The sequence below is a fragment of the Kluyvera chengduensis genome (genome assembly GCF_044197065.1).
In the GTDB taxonomy this organism is placed as follows: domain Bacteria; phylum Pseudomonadota; class Gammaproteobacteria; order Enterobacterales; family Enterobacteriaceae; genus Kluyvera; species Kluyvera ascorbata_C.
This window is the reverse complement of the sequence record NZ_JBIQOI010000004.1, coordinates 81,028-105,716: the sequence shown is the minus strand read 5'-3', so window position 1 is coordinate 105,716 and position 24,689 is coordinate 81,028. Positions and strand designations below refer to the sequence as shown.

Here is a 24,689-nt window from a genome sequence, read left to right as displayed (position 1 = left end):
AATGAAAGTAACGCTGCCGGAATTTGAACGCGCAGGAGTGATGGTGGTTGGCGACGTCATGCTGGATCGCTATTGGTATGGCCCAACCAGCCGTATTTCCCCGGAAGCCCCGGTTCCCGTGGTGAAGGTGGAAACTATCGAAGAACGTCCTGGCGGCGCGGCAAACGTGGCGATGAACATTGCGTCCCTGGGGGCGGGTTCGCGTTTGGTTGGTCTGACCGGTATTGATGATGCGGCGCGCGCGCTGAATAAAGCGCTGGCCGACGTCAACGTGAAGTGTGACTTTGTTTCCGTACCGACGCACCCAACTATCACCAAGCTGCGCGTGTTGTCGCGCAACCAGCAGCTGATCCGTCTGGACTTTGAAGAGGGTTTTGCTGGCGTAGATCCACAGCCGCTGCACGATCGTATTCAAAGCGGCCTGCCGAGCGTGGGTGCGCTGGTGCTTTCCGACTACGCCAAAGGGGCGCTGGAAAGCGTGCAGCAGATGATTCAACTGGCGCGCAAAGCGAACGTTCCTGTGCTGATCGACCCGAAAGGCACCAACTTCGAACGCTACCGTGGCGCAACGTTGCTGACGCCGAACCTCTCTGAGTTTGAAGCGGTGGTCGGCAAGTGCAAAGACGAAGCTGAGCTCGTTGAGCGCGGCATGAAGCTGATTGCCGATTTCGATCTTGCTGCGCTGCTGGTGACGCGTTCTGAGCAGGGTATGACGCTGCTGCAGCCGGGCAAAGCGCCACTGCATCAGCCAACCCAGGCGCAGGAAGTGTACGATGTGACCGGTGCGGGCGATACCGTGATCGGCGTGCTGGCGGCGACGCTGGCCTCCGGCAAAACCCTGGAAGAGGCGTGCTTCTTTGCTAACGCGGCCGCAGGCGTGGTCGTGGGTAAACTGGGGACGTCTACCGTTTCACCTATCGAGCTGGAAAACGCCGTGCGCGGTCGTGCGGATACCGGTTTTGGCGTGATGAGCGAAGAAGAGCTGAAGCAGGCGGTTGCCGCTGCTCGCCGTCGCGGTGAGAAAGTGGTGATGACCAACGGCGTGTTCGATATTCTGCACGCGGGGCACGTCTCCTACCTGGCCAACGCGCGTAAGCTGGGCGATCGTCTGATTGTCGCGGTTAACAGCGACGCTTCTACCAAGCGTCTGAAAGGTGAAACCCGTCCGGTTAACCCGCTGGATCAGCGCATGATCGTGCTGGGCGCGCTGGAGTCCGTCGACTGGGTGGTGTCGTTTGAAGAAGATACCCCGCAGCGTCTGATTGCCGGGATCCTGCCGGATCGTCTGGTCAAAGGCGGCGACTATAAGCCAGAGCAAATTGCCGGTAGCGAAGAAGTGTGGGCGAACGGTGGTGAAGTGCTGGTGCTGAACTTTGAAGATGGTTGTTCTACAACCAATATTATCAAGAAAATTCAGAAAGATAGCGGGAAGTAGCGCGCTATTGATGCCGGATGGCGCTACGCTTATCCGGCCTACAACTTCTCGAGCATCCGATTTGTAGGCCGGATAAGCGTAGCGCCATCCGGCACTCAACAACGATTACTCTTTGTCGTCTACTACCGGTGCCGCAGCGCGGTTTTCCAGCTCGCTAATCCGCTGTTCCAGCAGCGCCAGCTTCTCACGCGTACGCAGCAGAACTTGAGTCTGCACATCAAACTCTTCGCGGCTCACCACATCAAGACGCGTCAGCTGTGACTGGATCACCTGACGAACTTTCTTCTCAATATCATCCCCGAACTCACGCAGGCCTTTCGGCATGGATTCGTGGACCTGGCGGGCGATTTGTTCAATTTTTTTCGGGTCGATCATCTCTTGTTCCCTGATTCTGTCGGCATGAACGTTATTGTAGTGTCTTATCCCGGTGCGATAAACCAGAATTGTTCGAAGCTTATGCATTGCCGAAGATAATCATTGGCGTTATAGTAAGTACGCTTATTCTCAGGGCGGGGCGAAATTCCCCACCGGCGGTAAATCAGCTACGGCTGAAAGCCCGCGAGCGCTTCAGACGTTTTCTGAAGGTCAGCAGATCCGGTGTAATTCCGGGGCCGACGGTTAGAGTCCGGATGGGAGAGAGTAACGATTCAGTTGGGTTAAGCACCCGCTCGCGTTATCCATTTGCCGTCATATCGGCACTCCTAAGACTGCCCTGATTCTGGTAACCATAATATTAATGAGGTTTTTTTACCATGAATCAGACGCTACTTTCCTCTTTTGGTACTCCGTTCGAACGCGTTGAAAACGCGCTTATTGCTCTGCGCGAAGGTCGCGGTGCGATGGTGCTGGACGACGAAGATCGTGAGAACGAAGGCGACATGATCTTTGCCGCCGAAAACATGACCGTTGAACAAATGGCGCTGACTATCCGTCACGGTAGCGGCATCGTTTGTCTGTGTCTCACCGACGAACGTCGTAAACAGCTGGATCTGCCAATGATGGTAGAAAACAACACCAGCGCCTACGGCACCGGCTTTACCGTCACTATCGAAGCGGCTCACGGCGTGACCACCGGCGTTTCTGCCGCTGACCGTCTGACCACCGTTCGTGCGGCGATTGCCGACAACGCGAAACCTTCCGATCTGAACCGTCCTGGCCACGTTTTCCCACTGCGCGCGCAGGCGGGTGGCGTACTGACCCGTGGCGGTCATACCGAAGCGACTATCGATCTGGTAACGCTGGCAGGCTTCAAACCGGCGGGCGTACTGTGTGAACTGACCAACGACGACGGCACGATGGCGCGTGCGCCAGAGTGCATCGAGTTTGCGAAGAAACATAACATGGCGCTGGTGACCATCGAAGATCTGGTGGCCTACCGTCGTGAACACGAACGTAAAGCCAGCTAATTTTAGCGGCCTGTGTGATGAAGCCCGGTTTGCGAGACGCACCGGGCTTTTTTATTGCCTGTCGTCAGCCAATGCCCATTGATTGCAGAATTACCAGGCTCATTCCCATCACCGACATCCCGCACAATACGCCGTAGCTCGGGTTGTTGTTAGGGTCTATCTCTTTGGCCAGCGGCATGAGTTCATCCACCGAAAGGGCGACCATAATCCCGGCGACCGCCGCCATAATCGAGGCCATCAGCACCGGTGACACCATGCTGCCGAGAATCGCCCACGCCAGCACGCCGCCGAGTATTTCAGCCATGCCGGAAATCCCCGCCCAGAATACCGCTTTACGCTTTGAGCCCGTGGCGGCATAGACCGGCCCGGCAACCGCCAGCCCTTCAGGAATATTGTGCAGCGCCACGGCAAGCGCAATGCCAAAGCCCAGCTCAAGGTTGTTGCTGGCGGTGACGAAGGTGGCGATGCCTTCCGGGAAGTTATGCAGACTGATGCCGAGAGTTAACAGCACGGCAGTGCGGCGAATGTTGCGCGGCAGCGGCTGGGTGTTTTTCTGCATCAGGTCCTGCGGATGCGCATGCGGCAACACGTGATCGAGGGCAAAATAGCCAATCAGGCCCACGACAAACATCCCGTAGCCCAACACTGGCGACATTCCGGGGGCGTCGAGCGCGGCGGGCAGCATCTCCATTAAGGAGATAAGCAGCATAATGCCGGCGGCAAAGCCGAGTGAAAAGGCGAGTACCCGGTTGGACGGTTTTTGTCCGATAACCCCAAGTATTGCACCAATGAAGGTGGCAGCTCCTGCCAGTAATGTCAGAATCAGCGGTACCGACATCGCTTACTCCTTATGATAATGATTATCATTCATGATATTGAAAATCGTCGTTCAAGGCGAGAGGCGACGCTATTCTTTACTTCATCCTTACATTCAAATTTTCTGAAGATCATCATCACGCTTATCTGAGTTTATCCTCACTCAAAACAGGTTAATGTGGTGTTATTCAATTATTCCCTCTGGAAGGATAACATCATGTCTCGTAGCCGAATGCCAGCACTGTTTTTAGGTCACGGCAGCCCGATGAACGTACTGGAAGATAACCTCTATACCCGTACCTGGCAGCACCTGGGCGAAACCTTACCGCGTCCGAAAGCGATCGTGGTGGTGTCCGCGCACTGGTTTACCCGCGGCACGGGCGTGACGGCGATGGAAACCCCGAAAACGATCCACGACTTCGGCGGTTTTCCGCAGGCGCTTTACGATACCCATTATCCGGCTCCGGGCTCCCCGGCGCTGGCGCAGAAGCTGGTAGAGCTTCTGGCTCCTGTTCCGGTGGCATTGGATAAAGAAGCCTGGGGTTTTGACCACGGCTCCTGGGGTGTGCTGATCAAGATGTACCCGAATGCGGATATCCCGATGGTGCAGCTGAGTATCGACAGCACGAAACCGGCGGCGTGGCACTTTGAAATGGGTCGTAAGCTGGCGAGCCTGCGCGATGAAGGCATTATGCTGGTGGCGAGCGGCAACGTCGTGCACAACCTGCGCACCGCGAAATGGCACGGTGATTCAACGCCATACCCGTGGGCCACGTCGTTCAATGACTATGTGAAGGCAAACCTGGACTGGAAAGGACCGGTAGAACAGCATCCGCTGGTGAACTATCTGGCGCATGAAGGCGGTTCATTGTCGAACCCAACGGCGGATCACTTCCTGCCGCTGCTTTATGTTCTGGGGGCCTGGGATGGAGAAGAGCCCATCACGATCCCGGTAGACGGTATCGAAATGGGCTCCCTGAGTATGCTGTCGGTATTAATCGGCTAGCGATTACTCAACGAAAATGTGGGGATAGAAGCGTGACAGATCCTGAGTGATCAGCGCTCTGTCCTCACGAATACCGATCCCAGCCGGTTCGTCGTTAATCAGCCAACTGCCAATCAACATGTAGCTATCACCAAACTTCGGCAGCGGATGGAACTGCTGCACAATCATCCCTTCTTCGCCGTACGGTCCTTCCACCTGCTCGATGGTTTTGCCATTCTCGACTATCGAAATGTTGGCGCCTTCGCGGGAGAAGATTGGCTTCACCACGAATTTGTCCATCTCTGGATGGTTGTCTTCGGCAAAGTAGGCCGGCAGCAGGTTTGGGTGATCCGGGAACATCTCCCACAGCAGCGGCAGCAGCGCTTTGTTAGAGATGATGCTCTTCCACGCCGGTTCCAGCCAGCGTACGCCAGCGTCTTCGAGCTTGGTGGAGAACATCTCGCGTAGCATGTATTCCCATGGATAGAGCTTGAACAGGTTGCTGATAACCTGATCCTGAAGATCGGTAAACTGACCTTTCTCGCCCAGACCGATCTCATCAATATAGAGAAACTCGGTTGCCACACCGGCTTCAGCGGCACAGTCTTGCAGGTATTGCACGGTACCGCGATCTTCCACGGTATCCTGACAGCAGGTCAGATGCAGTAGCTGGAAGCCGTGCTGTTCGCGCAGCACGTTGAAGCGCTCGATGATCTTTTCCTGCAGGCTGTTGAACTGATCGCTGCCTTCCGGCAGGTTGCCTGCGTTGATCTGATCTTCAAGCCAGATCCACTGGAAGAACGCCGCTTCGTACAGTGAGGTTGGGGTATCGGCGTTATTCTCCAGCAGTTTAGGTTCGCCGGTGCCGTCCCACGCCAGATCGAGGCGCGAGTAGAGCGACGGCTGCTGCGTTTGCCATGACTGGCGCACGAAGGTCCAGGTGTGCTTTGGAATGCGGAACTTCGCCATCAGTTCATCGCTGGCGATGACGCGCTCAACCACTTTCAGGCACAGCTGGTGCAGTTCAGCGGTGACCTCTTCCAGCTTTTCAACCTGCGCCAGCGTCAGCTTATAGTAGGCTTCTTCGCTCCAGTACGGTTCGCCATACATGGTGTGAAAGTTGAAGCCGTACTCCGTCGCCTTTTCACGCCAGTCCGGGCGTTCAGTAATGCTGATTCTTTCCATCTTAATTAGCCGCCCATTGAACGGGTGGTGGTGCCTGATGCGCTACGCTGCATGGTGGACTGCTTGGCAACGGACTCACCAAAGCCGCCACGAGTCACGGTGCTGGTGGTCGCTGGTTTTGGCGCCATCGCGGTTTTCGGTACGTTCATCGAACGGCCCGGCTGCGCGGCACCGTAGTTTTTACCGCCGGCATCGGTGTATTTACCATAAGCCGGGCTGGATGGATTCTTCGAGGTGAAGACCGGCTGCTGCTGGTAGCCGCCCATGCCGCCGCTCATCATACGACCCATCATATAGCCGGCCATCAGCGGCATCCAGAAGCTGCCGCTGCTTTGTGCCTGCGCCTGGTTTTCACCGCTGGCTGGCGCCATGCCAGCCTGAGCAGGTGCCTGCTGGCACTGGCCTTCGCCAAATTCAGCGACGCAGTCTTCGCGGCTGGCGTATTTCGGCGCGGTACGTTCGGCTTCTTTCAGCGCGTTATCGAAGGTGGTTTTACACTCGGCGCTTTTGCCCGGGTTTGCCGCGGAGCAGTCGTCCGCGTTCTGGTACAGCGTGACCGTTTCGTCGGTTTTCTCACAGCCTGCCAGCATGAATACCGCGGTAACGGCTAATGCGACCGGAGTGAGATGACGCGCGCCCCAGCTTTTACGAAAGGCGGCGTGTTGAATATTGTTTGTCCGTTTCATTGTATTCTTCCTGGACCCAGTAGAGTGGTATTGCAATAGCGCTCAGGATAGTAGATGAGTGGTTGAAAATGAAGCGAAGAAGGGCGTAAAGCGGCGGATCTTTACGTTGCCTTACGTTAGCGCAAGAGAAAGAAAAAAGGGCTCGCATAAAGCGAGCCCTTTTTGGTGCGGCGTGCAGCCTTAGCGCAGACGCGCTTTGCTGGTCGCCGGAGAGGTGTAGCCGTCAGCCGAGGCGTCCTGCTGCGGGTTCTGTGGCGCAACGCTGTCGGTAGACGTCGCCACGTTTTTACCCAGCGTATTGTTCAGCGCAAGCAGATCCTGCTCGTTCAGTGTACCCAGCGCATTTTTGATATTCAGCTGGTTGATCAGGTAGTTATAACGCGCGCTGGAGAGCTGTTGCTTGGCGTTGTACAGCGTGGTGGTCGCATCCAACACGTCAACGATAGTACGCGTACCCACGGAGTAACCCGCTTCCATCGCGTCTAAAGAGCTCTGAGCAGAGACAACGGCCTGTTTATAGGCGTTGATGCTGCTGATAGAGGCGTTGATGTTGTTGAAGGATGAACGCACGGTCTGAACGACGGAACGGTGCGCGCTTTCCAGCTGCTCGCTAGCGCCGACGAAGTTGTACTGCGCCTGTTTCACCTGCGAGTTAACCATCCCGCCCTGGTACAGCGGCAGGGAGAAGCTCAGGCCGATTTTGTTCTGGCCGGCGTCGTTGTCGTTGTACTGCGAGCCGTTGGTTTTAGAACCGCTGTAAGAGGTGTTAGACACCCCGGTAGAGGCGGTTAAATCCAGCGTTGGCAGATGGCCGTCCTGCGCCTGGCGAATCTGCTCACGCGCCAGATCCTGGCTCAGACGAGCCTGAAGCAGTGAAAGGTTGCGGTTTTCCGCTTCTTTCAGCAGCGAGTTAACGCCCTGCGGCTTGTCGGTTTTAAAGCTGTCGACGTTCAGAGAAGCCAGCTCTGGGTAGTAGTTACCGGTGACCTGACGCAGCGCTTCAACGGCGTTGTCGAGGTTGTTACGCGCGGTCACTTCGTTCGCCAGCACGGTATCGTACTGTGAACGGGCGTTCTGCACGTCGGTAATCGCCACGAGGCCAACGTTAAAGCGCTGAGTGGTTTGATCCAACTGGCGGTAAATCGCCTGTTTCTGCGCTTCGGTGTAGGAGAGCGAGTCAATCGCGCTCAGCACGTTAAAGTACGCCGTGGCGGTATTCAGAATCAGCGTTTGCTGATCGGTTTGATAGGTCACATCCTGGATGCCTGCCGCTTTTTCCTGCAGGGTCAGAGCACGCCATTTGGACATATCGAACAGCGACTGCGTTAACTGCAGTGAGCCGCTGGTCACGTTGGAGTTCACGCCGTTGCTGTCGCGGAAGCCATTGGTATAGGTATAATCGGCACCCAAACCTAACTGCGGTAACAGTGGGCTACGCGCTTCGTTGATCTTTTCGAATGCGGCATCGCGGTCTGCTGCAGATTTACGGAGATCTGGGTTACTGGTACGTGCCTGCTGATAGACCTGTAACAGGTTCTCTGCCTGGCTCATTGTACTGAAACCCGTAAGGCTCAGACCAATAAGGATGGGGAGCAATTTCTTCATTTGCATTTGCATTCCTTGTTGTGAAGCTTAGCGCTGATCTAATTCACAGAAAAAATATTCGCCGATTGTACCAGAGTCTGCCACGTTAAAAAGTTGTCGTAATGTGCCATCTGGCGTTAATTTGCACCAATCTACCACAGAGAGTGTGGAACCTAAGATAAACAGACTTTAAATCCACATTTTCACCACAATTACAGCATAGGCAAGGCCATGACAAAATCACGTAACCCGGTGGTTACCCTCTCGAAAAACGATGTAGAAATTATTGCACGAGAAACAGTATATCGCGGTTTTTTTTCAATAGATGTGTACCGTTTTCGCCATCGTTTATTTAACGGTGAGATGAGCGGGGAAGTTCGACGCGAAATTTTTGAGCGCGGTCACGCGGCAGTCTTGCTACCCTTTGACCCAGTGCGTGATGAAGTGGTGCTGATTGAACAAATTCGCATTGCGGCTTACGACACCAGTGAGACCCCCTATTTGCTGGAAATGGTTGCTGGCATGATTGAAGAGGGCGAGAGCGTGGAAGACGTGGCTCGTCGCGAATCGCAGGAAGAAGCCGGGCTTGAACTTGGGCGGGTTAAAGAGTGTCTGAGTTATCTGGCAAGCCCTGGTGGCACCAGCGAGCGCCTGACCATTATGGTCGGTGAAGTGGATGCAACAACGGCCAAAGGTATTCATGGCCTGGCGGATGAACACGAAGATATCCGGGTTCATGTGGTAAGCCGGGAGTACGCTTATCAATGTGTTGAAGAGGGAAAAATTGACAACGCAGCGTCTGTCATCGCTTTGCAATGGCTACAGCTGCATTATCAGGACTTACGAAAAGAGTGGATCAAATGAAGCGTTACACACCTGACTTCCCTGAAATGATGCGCCTGTGCGAAACCAATTTCGCACAATTACGTCGATTACTGCCGCGCATTGATGAAGCCGGCGAAACGGTGAACTATCAGGTGGCCAATGCGCAATATCGGTTAACGATAACGGAATCAACTCGCTACACTACGCTGGTCACCATTGAACAGACGTACCCGGCGGTGAGCTACTGGAGCCTGCCATCGATGAGCGTACGGCTGTATCACGATGCGATGGTGGCTGAAGTGTGTTCAAGTCAGCAGATCTTTCGCTTCAAAGCGCGATATGATTATCCAAATAAAAAGTTGCATCAACGCGACGAAAAGCATCAAATTAATCAGTTTTTAGCTGATTGGCTAAGATACTGTTTAGCACATGGAGCGATGGCGATTCCGGTTTGTACATAGCATCTTTCAGGCTGCCTCTGAGACGCTGCCAGTGATGATGCAGCATGAAAGGATGATGTGTATGTTTGCATCGTGAAACCTAAGGACACCATTTGGAAAGCCTTTTAAACCTTCCTCTGGCTGGTGGGGCCAGTGTCAGGGTACTGCAAATTACTGATACTCACCTGTTTGCTAAGAAAGATGAAACGCTGTTAGGCGTGAACACCTGGGAGAGCTATCACGCCGTTTTGCAGGCCATTCATGCCTCGGCGCGTGACGCCGACCTGGTGGTTGCGACAGGCGATTTAGCACAGGATCATTCATCCGCGGCCTATCAGCACTTTGCTGACGGCATCGCGAGCTTTTCTGCGCCCTGCGTATGGTTACCGGGTAACCATGACTTCCAGCCATCCATGTACAGCACGCTTCAGGACGCGGGGATCTCCCCGGCTAAGCGCGTTATGGTAGGCGAGCACTGGCAGATCCTACTGCTGGACAGTCAGGTCTTTGGCGTTCCTCACGGCGAGCTAAGCGAGTTCCAACTCGAGTGGCTGGAGAAACGACTCGCTGAAGCACCGGAACGACACACGCTGCTGCTACTGCACCATCATCCGCTGCCGGCGGGTTGCAGCTGGCTCGATCAGCACAGCCTGCGTAATGCCGCTTCGCTGGATAACGTACTGGTACGCTACCCGCGCGTGAAAAACCTGCTTTGTGGGCACATCCATCAGGAGCTTGACGTTGACTGGAATGGCCGTCGGATTATGGCGACGCCATCGACCTGCGTGCAGTTTAAGCCGCACTGCGCCAACTTCACGCTGGATACCGTTTCCCCTGGATGGCGCTGGCTGGAGCTGCATGCCGATGGTTCATTAACCACCGAAGTTTGCCGCCTTGCCGGGTGCGAATTCCATCCTGATACCGCATCTGAAGGCTATTGATGGCGACGCTTCTTTATCTGCACGGATTCAACAGTTCCCCATGGTCTGCCAAGGCTACTGCGCTTAAGCAGTGGCTGGCGGAGCACTATCCCGACGTGAATATGGTTATTCCCCAGCTACCGGCTTACCCGGCGGAAGCGGCGGAGATGCTTGAAGCGTTGGTGCTAGAATATGGCGGCGAGCCGTTGGGTATTGTGGGGTCATCGTTGGGCGGTTATTACGCCACCTGGCTGTCCCAATGCTACATGCTGCCAGCCGTGGTCGTGAACCCGGCGATACGCCCGTTCGAGCTGCTGGTGAATTTCCTCGGCCCGAACGAGAATCCCTACACCGGGCAGCAATATGTGCTAGAGTCACGCCATATTTACGATCTCAAAGTCATGCAAATTGACCCACTGGAAGCGCCGGATCTTATCTGGTTGCTTCAGCAGACCGGCGACGAAGTGCTTGATTACCGCCAGGCCGTGGACTATTTCGCCTCCTGCCGACAAACGGTAGAGGAGGGCGGTAATCACGCATTTACCGGCTTTGAAGATCACTTCACACAGATTATCGATTTTCTGGGGTTGCATTAAGCAGCGCCAACTACCTACGAATAGATCATGACGCAATCTTCTTATAACGCTGATGCCATTGAGGTACTCACCGGGCTTGAGCCGGTTCGCCGCCGCCCGGGGATGTACACAGATACCACACGTCCGAACCACCTTGGTCAGGAAGTGATTGATAACAGTGTGGATGAAGCGCTTGCCGGGCACGCGAAGCGTGTTGAGGTGATCCTTCATGCCGATCAATCACTGGAAGTGATCGACGATGGTCGCGGCATGCCCGTTGATATCCACCCGGAAGAGGGCGTACCTGCGGTTGAGCTGATCCTCTGCCGCCTGCACGCGGGCGGTAAGTTCTCCAATAAAAACTACCAGTTCTCCGGCGGCCTGCACGGCGTAGGGATCTCGGTGGTCAACGCCCTGTCGAAGCGCGTTGAGGTGAACGTTCGCCGCGATGGTCAGATCTACACCATTGCTTTTGAAAACGGCGACAAAGTTGAAGACCTACACGTGACCGGTACCTGCGGCAAACGCAATACCGGGACCAGCGTCCACTTCTGGCCGGACGAAAGTTTCTTCGACAGCCCGCGCTTTTCCGTTTCCCGCTTAAGCCACCTGCTGAAAGCGAAAGCGGTACTTTGCCCCGGCGTTGAAATCGTCTTTAAAGACAAAGTGAACGACACCGAACAGACCTGGTGCTACGCCGACGGTCTGAACGACTACCTTTGCGAAGCCGTAAACGGCCTGCCGCTGCTGCCGGAAAAACCGTTTGTCGGTAATTTCTCTGGCGACACTGAAGCGGTAGACTGGGCGCTGCTGTGGCTGCCGGAAGGTGGCGAACTGCTGACTGAAAGCTACGTCAACCTGATCCCGACCATGCAGGGCGGTACGCACGTTAACGGTCTGCGTCAGGGCCTGCTCGATGCGATGCGCGAGTTCTGCGAATACCGCAACATTCTGCCGCGCGGCGTGAAGCTGTCGGCGGAAGATATCTGGGATCGCTGCGCCTACGTGTTGTCGGTGAAGATGCAGGACCCACAGTTCGCCGGGCAGACGAAAGAGCGTCTCTCTTCCCGTCAGTGCGCGGCGTTTGTCTCCGGCGTGGTGAAAGATGCCTTCAGCCTGTGGCTGAATCAGAACGTCCAGGCCGCTGAACTGCTGGCCGAAATGGCTATCTCCAGCGCCCAGCGCCGTCTGCGCGCGGCGAAAAAAGTGGTGCGTAAAAAGCTTACCAGCGGCCCGGCACTGCCGGGTAAACTCGCCGACTGTACCGCACAGGATCTGGCTCGCACCGAACTGTTCCTCGTCGAAGGTGACTCCGCAGGCGGTTCCGCTAAACAGGCGCGCGATCGTGAATATCAGGCGATCATGCCGCTCAAAGGTAAGATCCTGAACACCTGGGAAGTCTCTTCCGATGAAGTGCTGGCCTCGCAGGAAGTGCACGATATTTCCGTGGCGATCGGTATCGATCCGGACAGTTCGGATCTCAGCCAGCTGCGCTACGGCAAGATCTGTATCCTCGCGGATGCGGACTCCGATGGTCTGCACATCGCGACGCTGCTGTGCGCGCTGTTTGTGAAGCACTTCCGTGCGCTGGTGAAAGAAGGCCACGTCTACGTGGCGCTGCCGCCGTTGTACCGTATCGATCTCGGCAAAGAGGTGTATTACGCCCTGACCGAAGAGGAAAAAGCGGGCGTGCTGGAGCAGCTTAAGCGCAAGAAAGGCAAGCCGAACGTACAGCGCTTTAAAGGTCTGGGTGAAATGAACCCGATGCAGCTGCGCGAAACCACGCTTGATCCGAACACTCGCCGCCTGGTGCAGCTGTACATCACCGATGAAGATGAACAGCATACCGATGCCACCATGGACATGCTGTTGGCCAAGAAGCGTTCGGAAGACCGCCGTAACTGGCTGCAGGAGAAAGGCGACATGGCGGAGCTGGAAGCCTGATAAATTGCCGGGGGCGCTTCGCTTGCCCGGCCTACGATTTTAAAGGAGACGCTTGCGTCTCCTTTTTTTATTGCCACCCCGCTTAATTAATCGATTCAATTCTAATTTCTACGCTATCTGAAATGCCATTTTAAAATTTGGTATGACAGGTCACAGTTTAGTTGTATGACTTCTACCATATTCTGTCGCTGGATATAAAACATACTTCTGAACATGGACGTCAATCTGTGCTGGCTATTGATTTGCATGGTGAATTTTATCTTTAATCAAAAGAGAATCGTCTATGTTAAGAAGAAAACTGGCAGTAAGCGTTTTATCTTTCTCGTTACTGATGGGGTCTGCGGCGGCGATGGCAAAAACGGTGTTCATCGCTTCAGATGTACATCCGGCTGACTATCCGACCACGGCGGCGGTGATTCACATGGGTGAAAAACTCAGCCAACAAACCGACGGGCGACTGTCCATCCGCATGTTCCCAAGCGGGCAGATGGGTGATGAGAGCACCACGCTTGAGAAAACCCGTGCGGGCGCCATTGATATCCTGCGCGTTTCCATGGCTCCGGTCGGTGGCATCCTTCCTCAGGTGAGCGTCTTCAATATGCCGTTTGTGTTCCGCGATACCGATCATCAGCACAAGGTGCTGGATGGCGATATTGGTAACACGCTGGCAAAAGAGATCTCCGACAGCAATCTCGGCCTGGTCTTCCTCGGCTGGATGGACGCAGGCTCCCGCAGCCTGATAACGAAAAAACCGATCACCAGCCTCGACGATCTGAAAGGGGTGAAGATCCGTCTGCAAAACAACCCGATCGGCCTTGATACCTTTAAAGCGCTGGGCGCGAACCCGATAGTCCTGCCGGTAGGCGATGTCTTCGCCAGCCTGCAAACCGGGGTGATCGACGCGGCGGAAAACAACGAGCCGACCTTTGACACCGAAAACTACGTGGTGGCCGGGACCAAATATTTCGATCTCACCGAACACTTTATGATCCCGGAAGTGCTCGCCTTCTCGAAGCGTAAATGGAGCAAGCTCTCGGCGGACGATCAGGCGCTGATCATGAAGCTGGCGAAAGAAGCGCAGGCTGAAGAGCGCGTACTGTGGGCCGATTACGTGGAGAAATCCAAACAGCGCCTGCAAAGCCAGGGCGTGAAATTCCTTCCGGTCGACAAAAAGCCGTTTGTCGACGCCACTGCACCGGTTCGTGAGAAATACGGTAAGCAGTTCAGCGATTTAATGCAGCAAATTCAGGACACCAAATAATCCACTTAGCGGCGGGCCAGCGTGGGCTGGCCTGCCCGTTTTGATCTGGGGATAACAATGAAAAATTACTATGTCCTGGCGATGGATGCTGTGTATCGGATCTGTATCTGGCTGTCAGGGATCAGCCTATTATTTATGACGTTTATCTATCTGGTGGGGATCTACGCCCGTTTCCGACCCGATCTTCCCGCCTGGCTGGACTTTCTGCCGCACGCCTCAACCAGCTGGCCGGAGCCTTTATCTCAGATCTGTATGATCACCTTCTCCTTTGTGGGGGCGGCGGCGGCCTATCGTGCCGGCAGTCATATTGCGATCACCATGTTGGTCGATCATATCAATCCAGTGATGAAAAAAGGGCTGGCGGTGTTTGTCGATCTGGCGATGCTCGCCACCTGCCTGTTTATCATTCACTGGGGGATCATTGGCTGTATGGATGCCTGGGAGGATGTGGTGCCGTCGCTGCCGTTCCTGACCTCGGGGATCACCCATCTGCCGATCCCGCTGGGCTCGTTCTTTACGCTGCTGTTTGTGGTTGAAAAAATGCTGTGCGGTCCGCAAACGCACCGCGAACTGGTGCAGTTTGGCTCGCCGAAAGTCGGCCACTAAGGAGCGAATACCATGGACTTAACGCTGATTATCTTTGTCGTCACCTTCGTGACGCTGATGGCGATTGGTATGCCAGTGGCCTACGCTGTCGGCCTGACCGCCGTGGTGGTCACCGCCTTCGCCGATTTCTCCCTCGACGGCCTTATCATCACCATTTTCCACAGTACCGATAACGTTAACCTGCTGACCATTCCGTTCTTCGTTTTTGCCGGAGCGATTATGGCAGAAGGGGGAATGGCACGACGGCTGGTGGATTTCGCCGGGCTGTTTGTCGGCTGGATCCGCGGCGGCCTGTCGCTGGTGAACATCCTCGCCTCGACGCTGTTTGGGGCGATCTCCGGATCATCGGTTGCCGATACGGCCTCGATCGGATCGGTGCTGATCCCGGAAATGGAGCGCAAAGGCTACCCGCGCTCGTTCGGTGCGGTGCTGACCGCCAGCGCCTCGGTGCAGGCGATCCTCGTGCCGCCAAGCCATAACTCGGTGCTGTTTGCTATCGTGGCGAACACCGCGGCGGTCACTATTCCGGCGATGTTCCTTGCTGGGATCATCCCAACGCTGGTGCTGTGCCTGACGCTTATCGTCATGTGCCTGATTGCCGCGCGTAGAAACAACTATCCGAAAGAGGAACGCGTCGAACTTAAGCGCAAGATAAAGATTGCCTCAGACGCTATTTGGGGGCTGATCACCATTGTGATCATCTCTGGCGGTATTCTCTCCGGCTTCTTCACGCCGACGGAGTCTGGGGCCATTGCCTGCGTGTGGGCGATGTTTGTGACCTTCTTTGTCTACCGCGAATACAAGCTTAAGGACTTCCCGAAGCTGATTCACCGCACCATCAAAACCGTCACCATGGTGATGGTTTTAATTGCCTTCGCCGCCGCGTTTGGCTCGGTGATGACGCTGGTGGGACTGCCGCAGGAGATCTCCGCCGCGCTGCTGTCACTGTCGGACAATAAGTACGTCATTCTGTTAATTATCAACATTATGCTGCTGCTTTTGGGCTGTCTGATGGACATGGCGCCGCTGATTCTGATCCTGACGCCGATTCTGCTGCCGGTGGTGGTTGAGCTGGGTATCGACCCGGTGCACTTTGGGATCATCATGATGATGAACCTGGGGATCGGCCTCATCACGCCGCCGGTGGGTTCGGTGCTGTTCGTGGCGAGCGCCGTGAGCGGGCAGAAAATTGAGACGGTGGTGAAGGCCATGATCCCGTTCTACTGCGTGCTGTTCCTGGTGCTGATTATTATCACCTATGTTCCGATGATTTCTTTGTGGCTACCTGGGCGCCTCCATTAGGCCTGAACCACGTGATTTTTGCGATACCGTAAGGGGGTCTCACCGATCCCCTTTTTAAATGAGCTAATAAAGTAGGTCACCTCAGAAAAACCTACCTGTGCGGCAATCTCGCTCACCGGCAGCGCGCTGTGCAGCAGCAGCTCGCAGGCGCGTCGCAGCCGAATCGTGTTGAGATAATCGTGAATATTCTCCCCCGTCTCGGCGTGAAAGCGGCGCGACAGATAGCTGCGTGATTTCCCCAGTTCCTGCGCCAGCGCGTCGAGGCTGAACTTCTGCCGATAGTTTTCTTCAATCCAGAACATGACTGAACTGGCGATACCGCGCCCGGCTTCCGGCATTTTTTCCTGCCCAGGCGGTAACATATTAAACAGCGTCATCAGCATGCAGGTGATTTGCTCGGTACTGAGCCCGGAGGCGTGGGACATCGCGGCATACAGGCTGAACAGGTGATCAATATGCGCGTGCTGGTCGGCTAAATCCGCCACGAATGCCGGGCGGCCGCGAGCCGAAAGCGCCTGTAAGCGGCGATGATTTTCTGGAAAGTGACGTAGCAGCGTTGCGATGGCGTGCTGGTCAACATGGATAATTGTCCGCCGGTAACTATTCTGCGCTTTCTCATCGACCATGATTTTATGCAGCGTGAACGGCGGGAAGAAAAAGAGCCTGCCGGGGCGCATGGTGTACTGGCGATTATCGACGATTACCACGCCAAACCCTTCTTCGACATAGAGAATTTCCAGACACTGATGCCAGTGCTGGTAGCGCACGGTGTTGGCAAAAAGACGACTGAACGACGCCACGGCGTCATTTAGCGTGATCAGCTCCAGATGTTCGGTATTCCAGGACGAAGTCATGTGCAATAAATTTAAACTTTTGCCGGTTTAATCTTACTACTAAACCACTGTTTTAAATTTTATCAAGCAGCGGTTCATTGAATAGTATCAGTTGTGACCGGGTTAACATTTCTACGCCACCCCGATTCTCTATGCTTTAGCCACTTTCGAGAATGGGTAAATTAGGGGTCAGGACAGTGACGGAAATATCAAAAATATTGTCATCACGACAGGACGTAGCGCAGACGCTGACGGCGATGCTGAGCGCTCTCGATAAACAGTTTCCCGAAAACGTCGCGCAGTTCTCGCTGGGTAACACCTGCGCGCACTACAGCACGGATATCGCGGAAATGGAGGGCTTATCGAGAGCGCTTTGGGGCCTGTTCCCGCTGCTGGCGGGCGGGGCTGAGGTACCGTTTAGCGATAAATACCTTACGGCGATTAAGCTCGGGACTGACCCGCAAAGCCCATCCTATTGGGGGGAAACCGGGCCGTACGACCAGCGTCTGGTTGAGATGGCGGCCTACGGCCTTGGCCTTGCGTTGTTGCAGGACAAGCTGACCAGCCATTTCAACGCTGCCGAACTGGAAAACCTGCACCGCTGGCTGAACCAAATTACCGATGCCCAGATGCCGGACAGCAACTGGAACTACTTCGCGATTATCGTACAGTTGGGCTTTAAACGCGCCGGGCTGCCGTACGACCAGGCAGCTATCGACCGTCGCTTCACGATGATGGAAGCTTACTATCTGGGCGGCGGCTGGTACTCCGATGGTCCGGGTCGCCCAAAAGATTACTACATCTCGATGGCGTTCCACTTTTACGGCCTGATTTACGCCACGCTGAACGCGGACGACGACCCAACGCGCGCGGCTACGCTGCGTGAACGCGCCTGTCTGTTTGCCCACGATTTTATCTACCTTTCCGCCGCTGACGGGGCGTCGGTGCCGTTTGGCCGCAGCCTGACCTACCGCTTCGCGATGGTGGCGTTCTGGAGCGGTGTGGCCTTTGCCGGGCTCGATGTATTCTCGCCGGGCGTGGTGAAAGGTATTGTCCTGCGCCACCTGCGCTGGTGGCTGGATCAGCCGATTTTCGATCGTGACGGTATTCTGACGCTCGGCTTTGCCTACCCGAACCTGGCGATGTGCGAAGACTACAACTCGCCGGGCTCGCCGTACTGGGCGCTGAAGGTATTCCTGATTATGGCGCTGCCGGAAACGCACGCTTTCTGGCAGGCGGAAGAACTGCCGCTGCCGAGCCTGGCGCCGGTACATGCGATTGTGCCCGCCCAGCAAATTTTGCAGCACAGCGAAAACTCGCAGCATGTGGTGATGCTCACCTCCGGCCAGCTCGAGCTGAACAACTACGTCAACACCGAGGCAAAGTACACCAAATTTGCCTATTCCACGCGCTTTGGCTTCACCATCGAGCGCGGGCGCTACGGCATTAAGCACGCGGCCTGTGACTCGATGCTGCTGCTGTCGGATAACGACAACTACTGGCGCGGCCGCCGCGAATGCGAAAGCGTGGAGATGCTGGACGGCGCTATCTACTCACGCTGGCTGCCGTGGCGCGACGTGCAGGTCGATACCTGGCTTATCCCATGCGGTGACTGGCACGTGCGCGTTCACCGTGTGAATACGGCGCGTCGCCTGCAGACGGTGGAAGGGGGCTTTGCGGTGATGAAAGCTGATGCGGAACTGACCGTGCGTCAGAGCCGGGTGAACGCCGCCAACGGCGTGAGCGCGGTGGTGGATCTCTCGCCTCACGCCGTACGCGTGGCCGATAGCGTCATTACCCCGCCGAACAGCAGCGTGATGTTTGCCGAGTGCGCGGCGATCCCGATGTTAACGGGTGAGATAGCGCCAGGAGAACATTGGCTTTGCTGTGGTGTAGTGGCAAGTGGTAACCATAATATGATGTTGCCAGCATTGCCAACGCTGCATATCGAAAATAATACGCTGAACGTGACGGATAGCGTCAGCGGGAAAATAACGACGCTGAATTTTTAAATATCCGGATAAAACAATAAACCGGAATACCTCCTGACAAACTTTGCATCCTTTTGATGCAGAGTTTGTACCCCTACATCGTCTTGTCGAGGACCGTATGGAAAAACTATCGTCAACAAACAGGCTGGAATATTACAAAATAAGTTCATTTATCTTTTTATATTTCTTTACCTGGTCCGCCAGTATTGGTTTATTTGCTATTTGGCTTGGACAAAAAGCAGAACTCAGCGGTGCGGTAATTGGTACCGTGTTTGCCGTCAACGGTATATTCTCCGTTATCCTAAAACCTATTTACGGCTACATTCTCGATAAAATAGGCATGAGTAAATATCTGCTCTATTTTGTAGTAGTGATGTCGGCCCTGATGGCGCCGTTCTTTATTTATGTTTATCAACCGCTGCTGCTCTCCTACACCACCGTGGGGATCATTGTTGGTGCCATTTATCTGAGCTTCGCGTGGTATGCCGGCGTGGCGGCCTGTGAATCGTATGCCGATCGCTACAGTCGCCTGAACAGCATGGAGTTTGGCCAGATTCGTATGTGGGGCTCGCTCGGCTGGGCGGTGGCGTCGTCGTTCTCCGGTCTGCTGTTTAATATCTCTCCGGCCTACAACTTTATCCTCGGCAGCGTGGCATCGCTGGTCATGCTGGCGGTGTTAATCAGCCTGAAGGTGGATACTGAAACCAGCAACGCCAGCGCGGTTATCTCTAAGGACAAGATTGTCCTGAAAGACGTGTTCGACCTGCTGAAAAGCGGCAAGTTCTGGGCATTCTGTCTGTATGTGGCCGGCGTGGCGTGGATGATGTTTGTGGCTGAGCAGCAGTTCTCACGCTACTTTGTCACCTTCTTTAGCGATGTGCACGAAGGCAACACTATCTTTGGTTTACTGGGAACCGTGCAGTCCGGCACCGAGTTCGTGATGTACATCTTCATGCCGATGTTCGTTAACTATATTGGCGCAAAACGTGGCCTGATCATTGTCGGGGCGCTCGTTGGTGCGCGCCTGGTGATTTCTGGCCTGTGTGACTCACATCTGCTGATTTCCGTTATTAAGCCGCTGTACGGTCTGGAAATTTGTCTGCTGCTGGTGTCGGTCTTTAAATATATTGCTGAGCATTTCGATAAACGCGTTAACGCCACCATGTATCTATTGGGTTATCAGGCAATGTTATATATCGGCAACGTGGTGGTCTCTTCCCCGGCCGGTTTATTATACGACCGTATCGGATTTGAAAAGACTTATATCATCATGGGTGGAATTGCGCTGTTCTTTACGCTGATTTCTGCATTCACTTTATCCGCCTGTAAACGTCAGAATCATCGCCAGCCTGCACTTGATGTGGCTGAGAATGGTATTTCTAAATAAGCCTTACTGAATCAAGGAACCGAATATGTTAAACCGTATCGTTGAGGAAACCCTGCGTGAATTTCCGGGTGCACCCGTTAATCTTCAGACGTTTAACGATGAGCTGTGCTCGGCGCGTAGCCACGTCCTTAAGCTGATTAGCCGTCATTTAACGGATTTCGGTGATAAATTCCCGGGCGAAGCCTGCGTGAACGGCTACTATCCACTCACCGAAAACGTTGAGTGGACGACCAGCTTCTGGACCGGGCAGCTATGGCTGGCCTGGGAGATGACCGGTGAGGAGAAATACCGGGCGTTGGCGGAAAAACACGTACGCTCGTTCGGCCTGCGTATCGCGGGCCGCTGCGATACCAACACGCATGACCTGGGCTTCCTGTACACGCTTTCCTGCGTGTCAGCGTGGCGCTTAACCGGCAATCGCGATGCACGCGGCTTCTCTTTGCAGGCGGCGGAAGCGCTGCTGGAGCGTTTCCATCGTAAAGCGGAAATCATCCAGGCCTGGGGTGTACTGACCGACCCGGAGCAGGCCGGGCGCATGATTATCGACTGTACCATGAACCTGCCGCTGCTCTACTGGGCGACCGAGCAGACCGGCGATCCGCGATTTGCCGATGCCGCGCGCGCCCACGTGCGCCAGTCGGCGAAATATCTGGTGCGTGACGATGCCTCGACCTACCACACCTACTATATGGACGTGCAGACCGGCGCGCCGCGCTTTGGCAAAACGCAGCAGGGCTATGCCGATGATTCTTGCTGGTCGCGCGGGCAGGCGTGGGGTATTTACGGCTTTATGCTGAGCTTCCTGTATACCGGCGATAAAGAGTTGATTAGCCTGTCGAAAAAGCTGGCGAACTATTTCCTTAATCGCCTGCCGGAAGACGCGGTTTGCCATTGGGATCTGGCGCTGGTGGGCACTGACGCGCTGCGCGATTCATCCTCGGCGGCGATTGCGGTGTGCGGCCTGCTGGAGCTGGTGAAACATCTGCCAACCACCGACCCGGACCGCGAGCGCTATCAGCAGTGGGCGATGGGGATTATGTCGTCGCTGTCGAAACACTATCTGATGGGCGTGGACGAGCCGGGTACCGGCGTGCTGAAACACTCGGTCTATCACTTCGCCAGCGATAAAGGCGTGGATGAGTGCTGTAGCTGGGGGGATTACTTCTATGTGGAAGCGCTGGTGCGCATGACGCAGAGCTGGAAGCTGTATTGGTAAATGGCTATTGCCCGGTGGCGCTGCGCTTACCGGGCCTACATTTAAGCCGGGCTACGTTGGTTTTGTAGGCCGGGTAAGCGCAGCGCCACCCGGCACATCACGGCAACGAAACTTAAACGCCTGATTCCAGAATACGAATCGTCGTATCCAGCACGTCGCCTTTCACCGCTTCGCTCCAGGCTTTCATGTGCGGAGTTTGCAGGTGCGCTTCAAGGTGCGCCACGCTTTCCCACACTTCAACCATCACGATAGAGTCAGGTGCCGTGGTCTGGAAGCTCACGTTTGCGGCGTGATCCACCATCGGCGCATAGCCGTGGCAGCCGTCTTCTTTCAGTACGGTTGGGATAATTTTGGTGAACTGATCCAGCACCGCCTGACGGTGATGTTGTCCTGGACGAGTACGGATTTCAGCAATAATGGTCAACATGATTAACTCCTTCTAATTCCAGGCTAACAGTTAAGCAAAAATCTTCGCAAGATGCTCGCGGTATTCTGCAACATAACGTGGAACGTCAGGCATTTTAATCACATCGTTGGTGATAAAGGTCGGCAGCGCTTCCATTCCCAGGAACTGGTTGGCTTTGTGGAACGGCAGGTAAACGCCGTCAACGCCCACGCCGTGGAAGAACTGATCTTTATCGGTAAAGGCTTCCATTGGCGCATTCCAGGTCAGGGACAGCATGTAGGTTTTGCCCTGAATCAGACCGCCGGAGCCATATTTTTTGCTGGCGTCGGAACGGGTACGGCCATCGCTGGCGTACAGAGAGCCGTGGCCTTCGGTGAACACGTCATCGATATATTTTTTCACGGTCCACGGCGCGCCCATCCACCAGCCTGGCATCTGCCAGATAACGGTGTCGGCCCACAGGAAGTTTTGTACTTCGGCTTTTACGTCATACTCGCCGTCTGCGCGAACCACTTTAACATCATGCCCGAGGTCGCGCAGGTAGGTCTCCGCGACTTCAGTCAGGGTGTCGTTCAACTGGCCGTTAGAATGGCCGAATTTTTTCGCACCGTTGATAATCAGGATGTTGCTCATTATAAATCCTCAAAAGTTGGCTTTTGAGGGGCATGATACTCGCCTTGCTGTAACGATTAAATGTGCAAAATGTGCAAAGTCTTTTGCTGGATTGGCAATAATCGGCTACCCGCGAATCGTCACTTCAAAGCCGCCGCCGGGCGCGTTAGCAAACGTCGCCGTCATCCCATGCAGCGTCGCAATCCGCTGCACAATCGACAGCCCCAGTCCGCTGCCGGTTTCATCCTGCCCCGGCGGGCGATAGAAACGTTCGCCGATACGCGCCAGCGCTTCTGGCTGAATACCCGGTCCGTTATCGCGGACGCTGAAGCCGTGGCTGTCCAGGGTAACGTCAACGACGCTACCCGACGGACTGTAGCGCACGGCGTTATCCAGCAGATTACGCACCAATAGGCTCATCAGCAGCGGCTGGGCGGTGCGGGTGACCTGCTGGGCGTTCAGGTGCAGGCGAATCTCAATACCCGCCTTTTGCGCGGTGTGGTAGATGTCCATCACCGAGGATTGCAGCAGCTCGCCGAGATTTACCGGTTGCACGTCGGCGAGTTGTTCCAGCGAGTCGAGGCGGGAAAGGGTCAGCAGTTGCTCGACCAGGCGCGTGGCGCGGTCGATACCGGCATGTAGCTGCATCAGCGCCTTTTGCTGGCTTTCCGGATCGTCCTGCGACAGTTGCGCCACTTCGGCCTGTACCCGCAGTGCGGTGAGCGGGCTGCGCAGCTCATGGGCTGCATCGGAGGTAAAGCGCCGCTCGCGGGTCATGATATCGTGAGTTTTGCGGAACAACTGATTGAGCGCATCCAGCATCGGGCGGACTTCGTTTGGCACGCCGTGGGTATCCAGCGGCTCGCCGGAGTCCGGGTGGCGCTGGCGCAGGGTGCGGGTTAATTTTTTGAGTGGCGCCAGCTCGCGGCTAATCAGCAGAATCAACAGCAAAAAAGTGACCGGCAGGGCAATCAGCCACGGCGTCAGCTGGCTGGTGATGATATCCAGCGCCATCTCCTGGCGGTAATCCCACTCCTGGCCGACCACGATGCGGTACTTTTTATCGGCGGTGGTCAGCCACAGGAAGCGCCAGCTATCGTCATCGTTGCTCAGCGGGCCGTCGTCAAAGCCTTCGCGGCGGTAGTGATAGGGGATGTACGGACCGTTCTCGCCGTCGTGCAGCACCATTTTGCCGTCGACGGTATAGATAGCGAACGCCAGCGCGTCTTCATCAAGATGGCCGTGTTTAATTTTTTTCGGCGCGCGAATCCACTGGCGGGATGTCGGCAGGTCGGCGAAATCCATCGCGCTGATGCGTTTGGCAAACAGCATTTGCTGGGTATCGAACAGCTTGTCCAGCTTGTCGGTGGTTTGCTTCCAGGCGATGACGCTGGCAAAACACCAGGCCACGGCGGAGAGCAGCATAAACAGCAGCGTCAGACGAACGCGCAGGCTTAGACGACGGAACAGATTCATTGGTCACCCAACGTGTAGCCGATACCGTGGACGGTACGAATAAACGGGCTGCCGAGCTTGCGGCGCAGATGGTGGACGTGCACTTCGATGGCGTTGCTGGTGACCTCTTCATCCCAGCTATAGAGCTTCTCTTCGATAAGCTTACGCGGCAGTACCCGCCCGGCGTTGCGCAGCAGCAGCTCCAGCAGGGCAAACTCTTTTGGCTTTAGCGCCAACGGCTCGTTTTTAAAAGTGGCGGTCAGGCTATTCGGGTCAAGCTCCACCTCGCCGTGGCGCAGTACGCTGCTCGGCTGGCCGTGGGCGCGGCGGATAAGTGCTTCCAGGCGGGCGGCGACCTCAATCAGCGCGAACGGTTTACAGAGGTAGTCGTCAGCGCCTAAGCGCAGCCCCTCGACGCGCTGGCTGAGCGCATCGCGGGCGGTAAGAATGAGCACCGGTTCGCGGCGGGATTTTTCGCGCCACTCACGCAGAATATCCAGCCCGTCAATGCCGGGCAGGGTAAGATCCAGGATCGCCGCGTCGTAAGGGGCGTTGTACAGCGCAATTTTCCCCTCTTCGCCGCGGGTAAACCAGTCGATGCTGAAGCCCATTTTTCCGAGCCCGGTTTTAATACCGTCGCCGATAAGCTTGTCGTCTTCCACTAATAAAATGCGCATCTGCTGCTCCTTGCTCGCTGCTTTATATGCCAAGTAAACCGCGCCTGCGCGGTTGCTGTACAGCAAAAATAAATCTTTTTTCCTCTTAAGAAGTTGTTAAGAAATGGCGGGTGTAATAGTGCTCATACACCACAAAAGGGAG

At 55.3% G+C, this 24,689-nt stretch carries 24 protein-coding genes and 1 riboswitch; of the genes, 14 read left to right on the top strand and 10 right to left on the bottom strand.

Annotated features, from left to right (window positions below):
• Window position 1 precedes the first annotated feature (1 nt).
• Window positions 2-1,435, top strand: a complete 1,434-nt coding sequence (gene hldE, locus ACH1XZ_RS13095) for a bifunctional D-glycero-beta-D-manno-heptose-7-phosphate kinase/D-glycero-beta-D-manno-heptose 1-phosphate adenylyltransferase HldE (RefSeq protein WP_395595917.1) — start codon at window positions 2-4, stop codon at window positions 1,433-1,435.
• A 105-nt stretch (window positions 1,436-1,540) separates the two neighbouring features.
• Here hldE and ubiK read toward each other — a convergent pair whose 3' ends face one another.
• Window positions 1,541-1,810, bottom strand: a complete 270-nt coding sequence (ubiK, locus tag ACH1XZ_RS13090) for a ubiquinone biosynthesis accessory factor UbiK (RefSeq protein ID WP_035893703.1) — start codon at window positions 1,808-1,810, stop codon at window positions 1,541-1,543.
• A gap of 121 nt (window positions 1,811-1,931) precedes the next feature.
• A riboswitch (FMN riboswitch) is annotated at window positions 1,932-2,080 on the top strand.
• Between the two features lie 107 nt (window positions 2,081-2,187).
• On the opposite strand from ubiK, the gene ribB reads away from it, so the two are divergent.
• Complete coding sequence (gene ribB / locus ACH1XZ_RS13085) at window positions 2,188-2,841, top strand: 3,4-dihydroxy-2-butanone-4-phosphate synthase (RefSeq protein WP_395595916.1); 654 nt, start codon at window positions 2,188-2,190, stop codon at window positions 2,839-2,841.
• A 64-nt stretch (window positions 2,842-2,905) separates the two neighbouring features.
• Here the strand turns inward: ribB and zupT are convergent, their stop codons facing one another.
• A complete protein-coding gene (gene zupT / locus ACH1XZ_RS13080; RefSeq protein WP_395595915.1) occupies window positions 2,906-3,679 on the bottom strand; it encodes a zinc transporter ZupT in 774 nt (257 codons plus the stop codon).
• Between the two features lie 195 nt (window positions 3,680-3,874).
• Here zupT and ygiD point away from each other — a divergent pair, with 195 nt between their 5' ends.
• The gene (gene ygiD / locus ACH1XZ_RS13075) at window positions 3,875-4,663 is read left to right on the top strand and encodes a 4,5-DOPA-extradiol-dioxygenase (protein WP_395595914.1); all 789 of its coding nucleotides are present in this window, start codon (window positions 3,875-3,877) and stop codon (window positions 4,661-4,663) included.
• A gap of 3 nt (window positions 4,664-4,666) precedes the next feature.
• On the opposite strand, the gene ACH1XZ_RS13070 is transcribed toward ygiD, so the two are convergent.
• From ACH1XZ_RS13070 to tolC, 3 genes are all read right to left on the bottom strand, one after another.
• A complete protein-coding gene (locus tag ACH1XZ_RS13070) occupies window positions 4,667-5,827 on the bottom strand; it encodes a glutathionylspermidine synthase family protein (RefSeq protein ID WP_035893708.1) in 1,161 nt (386 codons plus the stop codon).
• Window positions 5,828-5,832: 5 nt separating this feature from the next.
• The gene (locus tag ACH1XZ_RS13065; protein ID WP_185668391.1) at window positions 5,833-6,513 is read right to left on the bottom strand and encodes a DUF1190 family protein; all 681 of its coding nucleotides are present in this window, start codon (window positions 6,511-6,513) and stop codon (window positions 5,833-5,835) included.
• 180 nt (window positions 6,514-6,693) lie between these two features.
• Window positions 6,694-8,118 (bottom strand): outer membrane channel protein TolC, encoded by a 1,425-nt coding sequence (gene tolC, locus ACH1XZ_RS13060; RefSeq protein WP_395596055.1) that lies wholly within the window; start codon window positions 8,116-8,118, stop codon window positions 6,694-6,696.
• 210 nt (window positions 8,119-8,328) lie between these two features.
• Here tolC and nudF point away from each other — a divergent pair, with 210 nt between their 5' ends.
• The 8 genes from nudF to ACH1XZ_RS13020 all read left to right on the top strand — a co-directional run bounded on the left by nudF (window position 8,329) and on the right by ACH1XZ_RS13020 (window position 15,970).
• Window positions 8,329-8,961 (top strand): ADP-ribose diphosphatase, encoded by a 633-nt coding sequence (nudF, locus tag ACH1XZ_RS13055; protein WP_333496161.1) that lies wholly within the window; start codon window positions 8,329-8,331, stop codon window positions 8,959-8,961.
• Window positions 8,958-9,383: a DUF1249 family protein gene (locus ACH1XZ_RS13050; RefSeq protein ID WP_395595913.1), complete on the top strand. Its 426-nt coding sequence runs from the start codon at window positions 8,958-8,960 to the stop codon at window positions 9,381-9,383. Before nudF ends, ACH1XZ_RS13050 begins: the two co-directional genes overlap by 4 nt.
• Before the next feature lie 92 nt (window positions 9,384-9,475).
• Window positions 9,476-10,303: a 3',5'-cyclic-AMP phosphodiesterase gene (cpdA, locus tag ACH1XZ_RS13045; RefSeq protein WP_395595912.1), complete on the top strand. Its 828-nt coding sequence runs from the start codon at window positions 9,476-9,478 to the stop codon at window positions 10,301-10,303.
• Window positions 10,303-10,878, top strand: a complete 576-nt coding sequence (gene yqiA, locus ACH1XZ_RS13040; protein WP_035893716.1) for an esterase YqiA — start codon at window positions 10,303-10,305, stop codon at window positions 10,876-10,878. The genes cpdA and yqiA overlap by 1 nt, the downstream gene beginning before the upstream one ends.
• Window positions 10,879-10,905: 27 nt before the next feature.
• Entirely contained in the window at window positions 10,906-12,801 is a 1,896-nt protein-coding gene (parE, locus tag ACH1XZ_RS13035; protein WP_395595911.1) for a DNA topoisomerase IV subunit B, read from the top strand.
• A gap of 283 nt (window positions 12,802-13,084) precedes the next feature.
• Window positions 13,085-14,062, top strand: coding sequence for a TRAP transporter substrate-binding protein (locus ACH1XZ_RS13030; protein WP_185668385.1), 978 nt, complete (start codon window positions 13,085-13,087; stop codon window positions 14,060-14,062).
• Window positions 14,063-14,119: 57 nt separating this feature from the next.
• Window positions 14,120-14,668 (top strand): TRAP transporter small permease, encoded by a 549-nt coding sequence (locus ACH1XZ_RS13025; RefSeq protein ID WP_395595910.1) that lies wholly within the window; start codon window positions 14,120-14,122, stop codon window positions 14,666-14,668.
• Between the two features lie 12 nt (window positions 14,669-14,680).
• The gene (locus tag ACH1XZ_RS13020; RefSeq protein ID WP_395595909.1) at window positions 14,681-15,970 is read left to right on the top strand and encodes a TRAP transporter large permease; all 1,290 of its coding nucleotides are present in this window, start codon (window positions 14,681-14,683) and stop codon (window positions 15,968-15,970) included.
• Here the strand turns inward: ACH1XZ_RS13020 and ACH1XZ_RS13015 are convergent.
• Window positions 15,967-16,824, bottom strand: coding sequence for a helix-turn-helix transcriptional regulator (locus ACH1XZ_RS13015; protein WP_395595908.1), 858 nt, complete (start codon window positions 16,822-16,824; stop codon window positions 15,967-15,969). The genes ACH1XZ_RS13020 and ACH1XZ_RS13015 overlap by 4 nt on opposite strands.
• A gap of 152 nt (window positions 16,825-16,976) precedes the next feature.
• Between ACH1XZ_RS13015 and ACH1XZ_RS13010 the strand changes: the two genes are divergently transcribed.
• The 3 genes from ACH1XZ_RS13010 (at window position 16,977) to ACH1XZ_RS13000 (ending at window position 21,397) form a co-directional block, all read left to right on the top strand.
• Entirely contained in the window at window positions 16,977-18,815 is a 1,839-nt protein-coding gene (locus ACH1XZ_RS13010; protein ID WP_395595907.1) for a DUF2264 domain-containing protein, read from the top strand.
• A gap of 97 nt (window positions 18,816-18,912) precedes the next feature.
• Complete coding sequence (locus tag ACH1XZ_RS13005) at window positions 18,913-20,181, top strand: oligosaccharide MFS transporter (RefSeq protein ID WP_270502823.1); 1,269 nt, start codon at window positions 18,913-18,915, stop codon at window positions 20,179-20,181.
• A 25-nt stretch (window positions 20,182-20,206) separates the two neighbouring features.
• Window positions 20,207-21,397 carry a glycoside hydrolase family 88 protein gene (locus ACH1XZ_RS13000; RefSeq protein ID WP_395595906.1) on the top strand — a complete coding sequence of 397 codons (1,191 nt, stop codon included), beginning with the start codon at window positions 20,207-20,209 and terminating at the stop codon, window positions 21,395-21,397.
• 112 nt (window positions 21,398-21,509) lie between these two features.
• Here ACH1XZ_RS13000 and ACH1XZ_RS12995 read toward each other — a convergent pair whose 3' ends face one another.
• The 4 genes from ACH1XZ_RS12995 to qseB form a co-directional block, all read right to left on the bottom strand.
• Window positions 21,510-21,824, bottom strand: a complete 315-nt coding sequence (locus ACH1XZ_RS12995) for a putative quinol monooxygenase (RefSeq protein WP_395595905.1) — start codon at window positions 21,822-21,824, stop codon at window positions 21,510-21,512.
• A 30-nt stretch (window positions 21,825-21,854) separates the two neighbouring features.
• On the bottom strand, window positions 21,855-22,436 hold the full coding sequence (locus ACH1XZ_RS12990; protein ID WP_395595904.1) for an NAD(P)H-dependent oxidoreductase: 582 nt from the start codon (window positions 22,434-22,436) through the stop codon (window positions 21,855-21,857).
• A 105-nt stretch (window positions 22,437-22,541) separates the two neighbouring features.
• Complete coding sequence (gene qseC, locus ACH1XZ_RS12985) at window positions 22,542-23,891, bottom strand: quorum sensing histidine kinase QseC (protein WP_395595903.1); 1,350 nt, start codon at window positions 23,889-23,891, stop codon at window positions 22,542-22,544.
• The gene (qseB, locus tag ACH1XZ_RS12980) at window positions 23,888-24,547 is read right to left on the bottom strand and encodes a quorum sensing response regulator transcription factor QseB (protein WP_395595902.1); all 660 of its coding nucleotides are present in this window, start codon (window positions 24,545-24,547) and stop codon (window positions 23,888-23,890) included. The genes qseC and qseB overlap by 4 nt, the downstream gene beginning before the upstream one ends.
• Window positions 24,548-24,689 lie beyond the last annotated feature (142 nt).